Consider the following 13,356-nt stretch of genomic DNA (forward strand, 5'->3'; position numbering starts at 1 on the left):
TATGTCTTCTGATACTCATACGCAGAATTCCCGCGTGAATGAGAATTACTGGTCAAGTCAGCGCATTGCTATCTATGCTCTCCTGAGTGCTCTTGCTCTTTTACTGAGTTTCGTGGAGTTTCCTATTTTCCCAGCAGCACCATTTTTGAAATATAATCCAAGCGGCATCATCGTACTCCTTGCAGGCTTCGCATACGGGCCACTCGCCGCTTTCATCGTTGCGCTTATCTCATCTGCACCGCACATTTTTACCAATCCTATCGGAGGATTGATTGGTCTGCTCTGTATTGCAGCATTTGCGCTTCCAGCTGCCACAATTTATAAGAAGAATCGCACAAAAAGAGGCGCCTTCATAGGTTTGATTATCGGCGCTCTAGCATTCATCCTAACAGCGATTGTACTAAATTTGCTCTTTACCCCTCTGTATACAGCAACTTCAGTATCGCAAGTGGCCGCAATGATTATTCCTATTCTTTTACCATTCAACGCGCTTAAAGCGGTAATCAATATCGTCGTGACTGTGCTGTGCTACAAACCAGTCACGTCACTTCTCAAAGCTTTTGCACAGTCTCGCAAAAATGAGCGTCGTATTTAGCATCGCATACACATTTATTGCATTTCACTTTCTATGACAGACACTTCTCTCGCTATCGAACTGCAGGACGTCAGCTTTGTCTACGGGCAGTCTGACGCTCCTGCAGTTTCACGTGTCTCTTTAAGTGTTCCTCGCGGCCAATGGCTCACCATACTCGGGCACAATGGATCAGGAAAATCTACCCTCTCTCGCATCCTTGCAGCAGTGAGTGCTCCAAGCTCAGGTACCGTTACCCTTTTAGGGCATCATGTCATGGACGAGGGGAACATCAATCGCATTGCATACCATCACGCACGACGCGATATCTCCTACGTCACGCAGAATCCTGAAGACCACATCGTCGCCACAACCGTTAAAGACGATGTAGCATTTGAGCCGGAAAATTTAGGATATCAACCAGAGCATACAGCGCATACCGTCTACACATCGCTCGCGGTAACTGGCATGTCTCAATATGCTGATGCAAATCCTCTTAATCTTTCGGGGGGACAACAGCAACGCGTAGCTATAGCATCCGCTTTAGCTCCATCACCACAGCTACTTATACTCGACGAACCATTCGCTTTCGTTGACACCGCATCTCGCAACAATATACTAGAAAGTCTTAAAAAAGCACACGATGCTGGAACAACCATCGTTCTCATTACCCATCATGCGTACGTCGCAAAGTATGGGGATCGCGTCATCGATATGAGTCAAGGAACTATCGTACGTGACAGTACGTCTCAGGATTGGGATGCGCTGTCACGCGATGAAGATATTACAATCACCCCCGATGCTTTGCACAAGGTCAACATTGATACGTCCATGCATGCAAAAGGCGACGTTATAGTAGAAACACATAATCTCGGCTTTGCATATCCCGATGCACAACCTGTGATTGAAAATCTTGACTTTTCTATCGCACGCGGAGAGTTTCTCGCTCTTGCCGGACCAAATGGTGCAGGAAAATCAACGCTGGTGAATCTTATTTCAGGAGCAGCAAAGCCGACTTCCGGCACATTAATCAGCCATGCTGAGCGTATCGGTTTTCTCATGCAGAAGGCAGAGCAACAGCTCTTTGCTGACACTGTGTATAATGATATCGCTTTTGGACCGCGCAACAATGGTTTGAGCGAGGATGAAGTTTTAGCACGCGTCCACGATGTCTGTAAATTTTTAGGAATTATCCATCTACTCGAGAATTCTCCGTGGGAATTGTCTGGTGGGCAACAACGCCTTGTCGCACTCGCTGGTGTACTTGTGATGAAGCCAGATTTACTCATCCTTGACGAGCCAACGGCGAGTTTAGATGTCGATGCTGCAGATAAGATTCTTACACTCATCAAACGTCTGCAACTTTCCGGAACGACTATCGTCATGATTTCTCACTCTCTCACAGAAATTGAGAAGTATGCTACTCGCGCCATAGTTCTTGAGCAGTCCGCACATAATGCTTATTGCACGTCACGGCGTAGCGAAGAGTCATATATCGACGCACACGCCCCACAAACTCGCTTCGATCCTCGTGTTACTACTGTTTTGGCGCTTCTCGCTATGATCAGTACATTTACTTTACACAGCATATGGATGCTCGCTCTTGGTGTGGGTGCGACAGTTCTCTATGCCACACTGTCAGGAATCAGATTTACTCAAATCGTACGTTCACTTCACGGCTTCTGGATTTTTATAGCTGTCATGGGACTCTTTAACCTCTTCTTCGTCCAATCGGGACGTGAACTCGTACATGAAGGCATCGTTCGCATTACTACAGGTGGTGCCATGGCTGCCATCCTTTATGCAGGGCGATTTGCGCTCGTCGGCGTTATCGCGATAGCTACTCTTCATATGCTTCCTGCTAATCGCATTACGGATGCCGTGGAAGCGATGTCCCGCCCGCTCAAGCACATCGGCATCCCCGTACACGAGCTCGCATTGATGTCCGCTCTGACCATACGGTTTATGCCAATTTTGACACGTGATTTCAAGAATTTAGCGACAGCTCAGTCTTTGCGTGGCTCCCACATTCTCCACGGTTCTCTCCCTGCTCGAATGCGCTCCGCACAAGCATTGCTCGTCCCCGCGATTGCCAATGCACTCCGCCATGCAGACAAACTCAGCATGGCCCTCGATACACGAGGTTTCGATGCTGATGCTCATCGCATCCCATGGCGCACGATGCAAATTACATGGCGTGATTATGCACTCATCGCAGGATTTGCAACATATGGTGGAGGAATCATTGCACTCTCGTTTATTTAACGCTTATCCTCTCTCTATTTTCGCGAGAACTTCTCATTGAGCTTGCAAGGACAGCCATCAAGATGATCGTCGATGACACCTATACCCTGAAGATATGAATACATGATAACAGGGCCAACAAAAGTAAAACCATACTTCTTCATATCTTTGCTGACAGCTTCTGAGAGCTTAGATTTTGCTGGAATCTGTGAGAATTCAGTCCAACGATTGACTATCCGCGCGCCATCAGTAAAATGCCACATATATTCGTCAAACGTTGAGTACTTTCCCATAGTGAGCATATCTTCAATCACACGCGCGTTGTGAATGGCAGACTCAATTTTGCGTCTATTGCGCACGATTGCAGTATTGTTCATCAGCTTTTCAATCGTGTGCTCATCATAGTGGGCGACTCGAGAAATATCATAATTGTCAAAGGCTAGCCGAAAAGCTGCTTCTTTCTTGACAATAGTCGACCATGACAGCCCTGCTTGCTGCCCTTCAAGGCAGAGCATAGCAAATAATTCATTGTCATCATGAACTGGCCGACACCATCGAGTGTCATGGTAGTCGAGCATGAGTGGGTCATCGTGAGCCCAAGAGTTGCATTCTTCGTTCATCATTAACCTACGAAGTTCTTAAGCTCCAAATTTGCATTATCATCAAGTCCTTGTCCGAGCGTGACCATACCCGCAGCGATTTCGATAAAAATCGAGCCAACCATAGCCCACTCGTATGAATTGTCCATATTTCCGGCGCTGACAAATCGATCAATAATATCCAAATCAGATATGAGCATGAAGCCTATCACTATCATGACAGCGCCTGGCCAATACCAACCAGGCTGATAGAAGTGATACATGTGCCCACTCACCTCATAAGCAGCAATCGTCAGTGCAATGGTAATGGCCACAAGCCACCATTGCTTATGTCGAAGATTATGACCAATCAATACTACAACAACAATGCCAAGCACAATCATAACTGCAAGCATAGGAAGATACAATCGAGGCTGAGCCTTCGCAGAAATACCAAGTGACAAGCCAAAACATAGCACAAGGAGAAGGAGAGCACCAGTAAAGATCTGAAGTTCTGCACCACGCTTTAATGCAATATACACATATGCAACAATTGCGGGCACAAAGGAAATCGCGAATAAGACAGGAACCGTATTCTGACTGAATACAGGAGGAAGAACCACGCCAGACAAAACAAGCCCTGCCACGAAGATGCCCAGTAGAATGCTCGCCTTCTTCTTTACACCTCGGGCAGACATAGCATGCTCAGGATCATCATTGAGCTGCACGCAATTGAGAAAGCTATCAATGAGTAGAGACCCATCAGTAATATTCGACAGTCCCGACTGGGTAACCAACCCGTACGCGCAAACCTTACTACTTGCTGCGAGCGTATCGCCACTGTTCTTCTGAGCGCGATGTAACGCTTCAACGTATTCCTTGACTGCCCCATCATTGAACGCTTTTTCTACACGTTGTGCACAGATGTCCAGAGTCTTTCCGTTCTCAGCCTTATACACGTAATCTGCACCACAATCAACCAAGTATTTCACAATTTTCGTTTCTCCAAACCACGCAGCACTCATCATAGTCTCATTGAGTGCTTTCTGCTTATCCTTCGCCCGAGGAATAAGAATATTCAGAAGGTCGATACGTTTATCCTGCATATCTTCACGCACACGAGAATATACTGTGTGTAGCATATATGGCGTAGTATCACCCAAATTTTCAATATTGCGAGCGGTATAGTAAAACATATCTTTCTGACCACTATTAACCGTAACCATGAGAAGTTTCTTCCACTGATTTTGAGTGAGTGGATCCGTCTTATTTGTCTTGCCAATACGTTCTTTTACCTGAGCATCCGTCGCACCAAATGGGCGTTTTTCAATATATTCCTGAAGATTATGAATCTCACCATCACTCAGCATGAGCACCTCCTGCTTGCTTATTCATTAACTTTGAATTTAGCAAGAGGAGGAATGCATCATTCGCCTGTCTCACGGGCTGACCTTATATATAGGTTATATACACCACTTCACAACATGAAAGATTAGGATGACAGGTCTGATTTTCCTGCTTCGTACCGCATACCACTGTTATCTGCGTTTGCGTGTCATCATCCATGTAAGAAAATGCAAAAGACTCCTCGACCAATGGATCGAAGAGTCTTAAGGCCTTTGCTCTAGAGCTTTCTACTCAGCTGGAGTCTGCGAAGCTTGCACGGAAGTAACTACAGGTTCAACTGTCTCAACAGGTGAAGTCACATCTGATAGTTTCTTCTCCTCCGCCACTTCAGAATTCTCTTCAACGAACGGCTTCGAAGTGATAATAAACTCGCCCAAAATGCCTTCGCCTTCAGCATCAATAGAAATCTGCTCATGCTCACGAATTTCGCCAAGCAAAATCTTCTCGGAAATTGCATCTTCGATGTCGCGCTGAATGACTCGACGCAATGGTCTCGCTCCCAAGAGTGGGTCGAAGCCACGCTGAGCAAGCAAATCTTTTGCAGCATCTGTCAGTTTTACATCCATATGGCGTTCGAAGAGACGAGAGTTCAATCGGGCCACGTCGAGATCTACAATCTTACGGACTTGAGGCTCTGTGAGCTGTTGGAAGACAATTATGTCATCCAAACGGTTCAAGAACTCTGGACGGAACTGTCCCTTAAGCTCGGTAGAGACCTGATCCTTCATACGCTGATATGAAGTCTCAGTATTTCCACCAATATTAAAGCCAGTATTTGCAGCTTGCGCAATCTTCGACGTACCCAAATTGGTCGTCAAGATGATAATGGTGTTCTTGAAGTCCACCTTACGCCCCTGACCATCAGTCAAGTGTCCGTCATCCAATACCTGCAAGAGAGTATTGAAGATGTCCGGATGCGCCTTCTCAATTTCATCGAAAAGTACTACAGAGAAAGGCTTACGACGTACCTTTTCGGTCAGCTCGCCCCCCTCGTCATAGCCTACATATCCTGGAGGCGCTCCAAACAAGCGGCTTGCAGCATACTTCTCTCCGAACTCCGACATGTCGATACGAATCAGTGCATCCTCATCATCGAAGAGGAATTGAGCCAAACTCTTCGCAAGCTCAGTCTTACCCACACCTGTAGGACCAGCAAAGATGAAGGAACCAGACGGGCGCTTTGGATCTTTCAAACCTACGCGCGCACGGCGGATAGAACGAGCCAAAGCGCTGACAGCCTCATCCTGCCCAATGATACGCTTGTGAAGTTCATCTTCCATAGAGAGCAACTTCTGAGATTCAGCTTGCGTAAGCTTAAAGACTGGGATGCCCGTTGTCTCTGAAATGACCTGCGCGATGACCTCTTCATCCACGGTCATAGAGACATCAGATTCACCCTCACGCCACGCCTTTTCTCGCTCTTTGCGTGTCTTTTCCAAGCTTTCCTGCTCATCGCGCAGAGAAGTTGCCTTCTCAAAGTCCTGATCAGCTATCGCTTGATCCTTCTGAGACTTCAACTCAGCAATCTTCTTGTCCATATCTTTGAGCTCCGCAGGAGCAGTAAGACGGCGGATACGAAGTCGAGCACCTGCCTCGTCAATCAAATCAATTGCCTTGTCTGGCAAATGACGGTCTTGGATGTAGCGGGACGAAAGTTCTGCTGCTGACTGCAACGCTTTGTCTGTGATAGTGACTTTGTGGTGGTCTTCATATCGCTTGCGAAGACCCTTCAAAATCTCAATCGTGTCAGCAATGCTTGGCTCGTTGACCTGAATTGGCTGGAAACGACGCTCAAGTGCAGCATCCTTTTCAATGTATTTACGGTACTCATCCGTAGTCGTCGCGCCGATGGTCTGGAGCTCGCCACGTGCAAGCATTGGCTTGAGCATATCGGATGCCCCCATAGCACCATCAGCGGCACCTGCGCCAACAATAGTGTGGATTTCGTCGATGAAAAGTACAACGTCACCACGAGTTTGAATTTCTTTCAAGACTTTCTTCAGACGCTCTTCAAAGTCACCACGATAGCGGGAACCAGCAATCATCGAGCCTAAGTCAAGCGAGTAAATCTGCTTATCCTTCAGAGTTTCTGGCACATCACCGTTGACAATCTTCTGTGCTAGCCCCTCAACAACAGCGGTCTTACCCACACCTGGCTCACCAATAAGCACAGGATTATTCTTCGTACGACGGCTTAGCACTACCATCACACGCTGAATTTCAGAGCTACGTCCGATGACTGGATCAAGTTTGCCATCACGTGCCTGCTGAGTTAAATTACGACCAAACTGGTCAAGCAAAGATGCACCGGACTGATTTGTCTTATTCGCGATGGAGCCAGAATTTGCAAGCTCGCCCTTACCATCCTCATGAGTGTCGCGAATCGCATCAATGACAGATGTACGAAGCTCCGTTAAATCTACATTCATCTTGACGAGGACCTGAGTGCCCACGCCTTCGCCCTCGTGGATGAGACCAAGAAGAATATGCTCAGTGCCAATGTAACTGTGACCAAGCTGCAGAGCCTCACGTAAAGAAAGCTCGAGAACTTGCTTAGCATGTGGGGTAAATGGGATGTGTCCAGAAGGAGTAGCACTCCCCTTGCCTATCATCTCCTCCACTTGTGCTTTAGTAGCGTCAAATTGCACGCCTTTAGCTTCCAAAGCCTTAGCTGCTACACCTTCGCCCTCGCGAATGAGCCCGAGCAAAAGATGTTCGGTACCAATGTAGTTATGCTGTAAAGAGCGCGCTTCCTCCTGAGCCAGCACGATGACGCGACGAGCTCTGTCGGTAAAGCGTTCAAACATAGATTCCTCCATTACTTATACTGTCTTAAAGTCTAACGATTTTCCTATACCTTTGTTGGAATTTTTCTCTTTTTGCGTTCTGAGCGCAAAAAGTTGAGTCTTGACAACGCAACTTCTGTATCTCTTTTCATTGTACTTTATCTCACGAGACGCCGCGAGTACAATGAAACATAAGGTTTAAGGAGAGAAGTCATGGTAGTCACTACTGAAAATACTCATACCTCACTTGGGGAGCTTGCCGTCGGAGTAGACGGTACTCCAGAATCTTTCGCAGCGTTGCAATGGGCTATGCGCGAGTCAAATATCACACGTCAGATGGTCCACGCAATTTATGGGTGGACTCATTCATGGGATTTAGGAGATGAGCCGACTTCTCCAGATGAGTGGGAGCGTGTTCGCAAACTCATCAACGTTGAGTTGGAGCAATGGGCCGATACCGCTAGCGAAGGTCTTGATTTTGACCGTTCAAGACTTCGCTTAACCTCTGTACACTCAGCTGGTTCTACTGCACTACTCGACATCGGTCAGCGCGCCCACCAGATAGTAGTTGGTCGCCGCACAATGAATGCTGTAGCGCGCTGGTTCTTCGGCTCTATGAGCGAAAATCTTGTCAGTCAGGCGAGCGTTCCTGTGACTGTGGTAAGACCATCAGGCATTGAATCTTTTGACACCCCTCAAGATGAACGCGATGCTCGCGAGAAGATGCTTAATCGCGTGGCCGAGGGTACAGCGGCATCCGTCAACGAAGAGAATTTGCTCGGCAATGATCATGCCTTGCCGATAATCGTCGGAGTGGATGGGTCTCAAGTGTCTCTACGCGCTCTAGACTTCGCGATAGAAGCAGCACGGCTAGAAAATCGCGAACTTCACATCTTCTACTTCTGGCAGCTTAAATCCTTGGCTACCATTATGGAGAGGGAAGATGCCATTCCTTCCATCGAAGAAGGCCGCGACTTCGCAGAAAAGACGCTTGATTCCATAGTGAAGCAAGCTCAAATCCCACAAGGCATGGTTGTAAAAAAACACGTTGTCCACGCCTCTGCCGCGAAAGGCCTGCTCGAAGCGTCACGATTTGCGAAACGCATCATCGTCGGTTCACGCGGTCTTGGCAAATTTGACCAGCATGTACTCGGATCGGTGAGCCATCAATTACTGGAAAAGTCGCTCACAACGGTGACTATAGTGCACTAAAGACAGAATGCTTCATATTTCAGCTCTCACTTACACTTTCAGTTGTATCAGCTGAATCTTCAGCACCATCTTCTGTGCTTTCACCGCTCACTATATCTTCCGGGTCATCCACTTCTTCGAGGATATCTGCGAGTCTACGATCCTCTGGTGTCGGCTTTGAAGTGCGAGTTCGAGGTACGAAGATGATATCGTCATCATCATCGACGGTCGGCTCTGGTTGTATCCACATCGCTGATGGCTCGGGCGGTTCGATATCTGAATGTTCGCCACAACCGTGATCAAGGGAGACGACACGACCATCATCTTGGCTCCACTTATTTGCACAGACACCAAACATCGTGCCCAGTTCCCCTTTGAGTGAGACAAAGAATCCACACGTCTGGCAGGTCTTACCTGCAGCAACTCGTGTAGATAAGGACTTTGGTCCATGCTGACCAGTGTACCAACGATCCATAGCTTGCTGTCGTCCCACTGGTGAAAGCACACGAGAACGCGCAAGTTCGAACTCGTTGATAATTTCAGCAGTTTCTTGGGCTTCTTCTGGACTCATAGCTTCAGTAGCGTCAGCTCCCGTTGAGCGGAAAACCTCATCCTGAGAGTCCTTTTCCTCTTCAGCTTCCCGAGCCTCATGCTCCTGAGGCCGAATACCCTGTTCTAGTCTCTCATCATCAGCCTCAGTACCAAGTACATCTGTAGGAGAGATATCTGAAGGTTCAAGTCGATCTTTCCACGGAATCCATCGAGGTGCCACAAGTGCATCACTCGTCGGCAAAAGTACCGTTTCGTTTACTGTCCAATGATCGATATCAACATCGTGATAGAGAGTAACAGACCATTGCCAACCTTCATACCCACGAATATGAGAGGCAAATCGCACATCGACAACATCATTATCTACCTGAACTGCTGTCACAAAATCCCCCACATGGTCTGCCTGCTCAGCGACATCCATGAGGATCTTACGCGCTAGTGTCTTAACAGATTCATCGACATCCACTGTCTGCACCGATTGTGACTCTTCTTGAGACGATATTTCAGTCATTACGAGCTCTCTTTATCCACAATTTTTATGATGCATATTCTACGTGTATTCTCCATACTGTCTATGCATCGCATATTTCACTAATCTTGAACGTCAAAATTATCAGCAATTGCACGCAGCACATGAGCAAGTTTCTGTGATTCCCGCGCGTGCGGATAGTGACCACGACGTAAACCATTGCCCGCACTATCTAAAAGCTTGATGACGTCCTCTACGATTGCAGCCATATCTTCTGGCTTTGGTCGAGTAGCTTTAACTACAGATGCAGCAGGACCATGAACAATGACGTCCATAGCTTGAGGACCCTTTCTACCATCAACGCGCGAAAACTCTACCTTTGTACCCTTGCGTAAGGTCGTAGCACCTGCTGGTAATGAGGTCGCAGGGACGAACACGTCTTCGCCATCTTCACTGCTAATAAATCCATAACCTTTGTCAGCATCAAACCAACGTACTTTTCCGCTTGGCATATTCATCCTTTCCTCATAAAGTTCCTCATGACTCCACGGTCTCTTATTGTATCGCACTCACACCGTTATTTCTTTTGTGCGGCGCGATTCTTCGAATTCAGCGAAATGTCAATCTCTATAGTTTTCATATCGTCTGCCTTTGAACGTCTGCGCTTGCCGAAGATTGCGGGACCATTCGTACGTTCTCGCAGTCTCTCCTCCACTGGATCTGGCGACCTAAAAAGCACTGTTTGCGATATAGGAAGTATCACTGTAAAGGTCAGTCCTCCTCCAGGAGTTGACGTAGCACAAATTAACCCATGATGTGCTTTGACGACAGACTGTGCGATAGACATCCCTAGCCCGGTGCCGCCTTTTTCACGTGCACGTGACGTATCTGCTGTGTAGAACCGCTCAAAAATACGGTCACGAGACTCCTCGCTCATCCCCGGGCCATGATCGGCGATACGAATGACGACATATTCTAAAGCATCATTATTTCCTGAAGCTGTCACTGAGCTAGACACATGGCTCAGGAATGTCGTCAACGAGTCGCGTGTAGAAGGAAGCTGTGCTAAATCGTTCGCATCTATACGTGCACGTACGAGACTAGCACCAACTTCTACTGGTGATTGTGAAGGAGTATAGCGGTGAATATTGCCAATAATGTTGGTCATAACTTGGCGCATGCGTACTGGGTCGCCGCCAGCAGTGAGTACAGGCAATGTCCCTGGGATGAATGTCAGAGTGTCTGCGCTGTCATCGGACATATCGCCATTCGTATTCACACTCTTCGCGCCACTCTTGGCACTCTCTTTGTGCACTGACTGAAGAATAGACCCAGCACTTAGGCTTAGTCGTCCAAGCGTAATCTTCCTTTCAGGGTTAAGCGCATGGAGATCCTCCACGGAATCGACGAGCATGTCGTCGACATGGATAGTTTGCGAGACATCGATACCGCGCCCCTCGTCCAACCGTGCAAGAGAAAGCAGATCCTCGACGAGCGCCGTCATACGCGAGCTCGACTTTTCGATATGATCAATGACCATATCTGCGCTTTCAGCAGGGTCAGTTCCAGGAGCATTGCGCTGCATCTTATATAATTCTGTACTTCCGTGGATGACAGCAAGAGGTGTGCGTAGTTCATGGGAAGCGTCGGAGACAAATCGTTTCATCTGATTTGTGACATCTTCTTGCTTCTTAAAGCTACGCTCAATGCGCGCAAGCATAGTGTTCAACGATGCAGATAACGAACCTATTTCCGTGTTTTCTGGCAAAGAATTAGCAATACGTTGAGACAGATCTCCAGTAGCAATCTTCGCAGCAGTTTTTTCCATTTGCTTGAGAGGGTTGAGAGCGCGACGAATCGCCAAAAATGCGAGCAATCCAGCAGCCACAACAATCGCCAGCGCAGACCAGATAAAGTATCGTGTCAACGCATTGGTCGTATCGTTGACATCAAAGAGAGATAGACCAATGTAGGCAACATACTGATCGCCACTCGTACTCTTCATTTGCATAGCGATAACGCGCCAAGGGGCATGAGCAATTTTAGCTTCTTGCTCATTCATAGCCACCCCTTGTGCCACCTGGACTTTTGCTTCTACAGTCGTCGGACGGTTGAAAGCAAACTGTGCCGATTTCCCCTCCTGCGGAAGCGATGGTATAGCTAGCACGCCATCATGTGCAACTGGCACAACCGGCATACTAAGAATTTGATTGTCGTTATCACGAATCTGCACGAAGTAATCTGTCGGTCCAAGATTTTGATTTCCCGTGGTGGATAGGGGTTGCGGACGAGATTTCACGGCGTTCTTAGAATTTGAGTTCGACAGTGCTCCCCTAAATAAATAGTCGAAGGCAGAACCATCAAAATTTGAGCTTCCTAAATCGTCCAAACTATCCGAGCTGCCTGAACTCGACAGATTTTCAGAATTACTCTGTTGGTTATTCTCCGACTGAAGCAAATTAATGTTATTGACGACAAGGTTCGCTTGGCGTAAGAGCTGTGTATCTGTCTTTTCCATGAGCGCGGCTGACACAAGCTGGCGCGAAGCTCCAACAAGAATAGAACTCGCGACAACAAGGAAAATTAGCACGAGCATCACTAGCCTAGTCGCTAGTGGTATCGAATTAATCTTGTGCTGAAGGGTCTTGCCAAAAGACTTTTTCGACTGCGGTTCGTTCATCGTTAATCACGAGGCTCTCGAATCATATAGCCAATGCCACGCTTTGTGAGAATGATAGGCGTCACTTTTTGCTCTTCACCATCGTCATCTATATATGCCACTCCGTCGATTTTCTTACGAAGATAGGAGATATACGATTCGACTATGGCCGCATCCCCACCCCAGTCATACTGCCACACGTGATCTAGAATCTGCGCTTTAGAAAGAACTCTTCCTTCGTTATCCATGAGATAACGTAAAAGTTTATACTCTGTAGGACTCAAATCGATAAGCTGACCGTGCCGTGTGACATCATGAGAATCCTCATTTATCTCAAGATCTGCTACACGAATGACAGGGTCATCTTCTACCTGCTCACGAGTACGGCGCAAAATTGCTCGAATACGCGCTACAACTTCTTCAAGGCTAAAAGGCTTTGTGACGTAATCGTCACCGCCTACAGTAAGTCCCATGACCTTATCTTGTGTATCATCACGTGCAGTAAGGAAGAGTACGGGCGCATCTATACCTTCTTGACGGATGCGACTCGTCACAGTAAATCCATCAATATCAGGCATCATCACGTCCATCACGATGAGATCGGGATTATTTTCAAGAATGACTTCTATCGCCTCAGTACCATTTGCTGCGGTAACGACTTCAAATCCCGAAAAGTGCAAAGATGCGGAAAGTAACTCACGAATTGATGGCTCGTCGTCAACCACTACTAAGCGTGCTTCATTATTTTGCGTCATGATCTCAGTATGGCAAAGTTTTCTGAAAGCTTCCTGAAAAATTTATTAATTTCGCAGACAGCACGAGTAGTGCGCGACACGCACTTATTCACATCAGTACACATGTTTTTTGAAGAGCTGCACACCGATATACAAACCCCTTAT

The 13,356-nt window shown here is 47.3% G+C and carries 10 protein-coding genes; 3 read left to right on the top strand and 7 right to left on the bottom strand.

Translation table 11 applies throughout. The annotated features are described in order from the left end of the window. The first annotated feature begins 1 nt into the window (after position 1). Both ACFQY8_RS05890 and ACFQY8_RS05895 read left to right on the top strand, forming a co-directional pair. Positions 2-595, top strand: coding sequence for an ECF transporter S component (locus tag ACFQY8_RS05890; RefSeq protein WP_377938962.1), 594 nt, complete (start codon positions 2-4; stop codon positions 593-595). 33 nt (positions 596-628) lie between these two features. After that, the gene (locus tag ACFQY8_RS05895; RefSeq protein ID WP_377938963.1) at positions 629-2,836 is read left to right on the top strand and encodes an energy-coupling factor transporter ATPase; all 2,208 of its coding nucleotides are present in this window, start codon (positions 629-631) and stop codon (positions 2,834-2,836) included. A gap of 14 nt (positions 2,837-2,850) precedes the next feature. Here ACFQY8_RS05895 and ACFQY8_RS05900 read toward each other — a convergent pair whose 3' ends face one another. From ACFQY8_RS05900 to ACFQY8_RS05910, 3 genes are all read right to left on the bottom strand, one after another. After that, positions 2,851-3,438, bottom strand: a complete 588-nt coding sequence (locus ACFQY8_RS05900) for a DNA-3-methyladenine glycosylase I (RefSeq protein WP_377938964.1) — start codon at positions 3,436-3,438, stop codon at positions 2,851-2,853. Next, complete coding sequence (locus tag ACFQY8_RS05905) at positions 3,438-4,763, bottom strand: hypothetical protein (RefSeq protein WP_377938965.1); 1,326 nt, start codon at positions 4,761-4,763, stop codon at positions 3,438-3,440. The genes ACFQY8_RS05900 and ACFQY8_RS05905 overlap by 1 nt, the downstream gene beginning before the upstream one ends. A 264-nt stretch (positions 4,764-5,027) precedes the next feature. Next, complete coding sequence (locus tag ACFQY8_RS05910; RefSeq protein ID WP_377939204.1) at positions 5,028-7,607, bottom strand: ATP-dependent Clp protease ATP-binding subunit; 2,580 nt, start codon at positions 7,605-7,607, stop codon at positions 5,028-5,030. Positions 7,608-7,799: 192 nt separating this feature from the next. Here ACFQY8_RS05910 and ACFQY8_RS05915 point away from each other — a divergent pair, with 192 nt between their 5' ends. After that, positions 7,800-8,798, top strand: coding sequence for a universal stress protein (locus ACFQY8_RS05915; protein ID WP_377938966.1), 999 nt, complete (start codon positions 7,800-7,802; stop codon positions 8,796-8,798). Positions 8,799-8,817: 19 nt separating this feature from the next. Here ACFQY8_RS05915 and ACFQY8_RS05920 read toward each other — a convergent pair whose 3' ends face one another. The 4 genes from ACFQY8_RS05920 to ACFQY8_RS05935 form a co-directional block, all read right to left on the bottom strand. After that, complete coding sequence (locus ACFQY8_RS05920; protein WP_377938967.1) at positions 8,818-9,840, bottom strand: DUF3027 domain-containing protein; 1,023 nt, start codon at positions 9,838-9,840, stop codon at positions 8,818-8,820. 80 nt (positions 9,841-9,920) lie between these two features. Continuing rightward, complete coding sequence (locus tag ACFQY8_RS05925; protein WP_377938968.1) at positions 9,921-10,310, bottom strand: cold-shock protein; 390 nt, start codon at positions 10,308-10,310, stop codon at positions 9,921-9,923. A gap of 65 nt (positions 10,311-10,375) precedes the next feature. Further along, positions 10,376-12,478 (bottom strand): sensor histidine kinase, encoded by a 2,103-nt coding sequence (locus tag ACFQY8_RS05930; RefSeq protein ID WP_377938969.1) that lies wholly within the window; start codon positions 12,476-12,478, stop codon positions 10,376-10,378. Between the two features lie 2 nt (positions 12,479-12,480). Then, on the bottom strand, positions 12,481-13,212 hold the full coding sequence (locus tag ACFQY8_RS05935; protein ID WP_377938970.1) for a response regulator transcription factor: 732 nt from the start codon (positions 13,210-13,212) through the stop codon (positions 12,481-12,483). Positions 13,213-13,356 lie beyond the last annotated feature (144 nt).

The organism is Alloscardovia venturai (assembly GCF_042676605.1).
Classification (GTDB): domain Bacteria; phylum Actinomycetota; class Actinomycetes; order Actinomycetales; family Bifidobacteriaceae; genus Alloscardovia; species Alloscardovia venturai.

Bases quoted from the DNA above. Each gene is read 5' to 3' on its own strand.
- ACFQY8_RS05925 (WP_377938968.1), bottom strand. From the start codon at position 10,310: ATGCCAAGCGGAAAAGTACGTTGGTTTGATGCTGACAAAGGTTATGGA.
- ACFQY8_RS05935 (WP_377938970.1), bottom strand. From the start codon at position 13,212: ATGACGCAAAATAATGAAGCACGCTTAGTAGTGGTTGACGACGAGCCA.
- ACFQY8_RS05910 (WP_377939204.1), bottom strand. From the start codon at position 7,607: ATGTTTGAACGCTTTACCGACAGAGCTCGTCGCGTCATCGTGCTGGCT.
- ACFQY8_RS05915 (WP_377938966.1), top strand. From the start codon at position 7,800: ATGGTAGTCACTACTGAAAATACTCATACCTCACTTGGGGAGCTTGCC.
- ACFQY8_RS05920 (WP_377938967.1), bottom strand. From the start codon at position 9,840: ATGACTGAAATATCGTCTCAAGAAGAGTCACAATCGGTGCAGACAGTG.
- ACFQY8_RS05900 (WP_377938964.1), bottom strand. From the start codon at position 3,438: ATGATGAACGAAGAATGCAACTCTTGGGCTCACGATGACCCACTCATG.
- ACFQY8_RS05890 (WP_377938962.1), top strand. From the start codon at position 2: ATGTCTTCTGATACTCATACGCAGAATTCCCGCGTGAATGAGAATTAC.
- ACFQY8_RS05905 (WP_377938965.1), bottom strand. From the start codon at position 4,763: ATGCTGAGTGATGGTGAGATTCATAATCTTCAGGAATATATTGAAAAA.
- ACFQY8_RS05930 (WP_377938969.1), bottom strand. From the start codon at position 12,478: ATGAACGAACCGCAGTCGAAAAAGTCTTTTGGCAAGACCCTTCAGCAC.
- ACFQY8_RS05895 (WP_377938963.1), top strand. From the start codon at position 629: ATGACAGACACTTCTCTCGCTATCGAACTGCAGGACGTCAGCTTTGTC.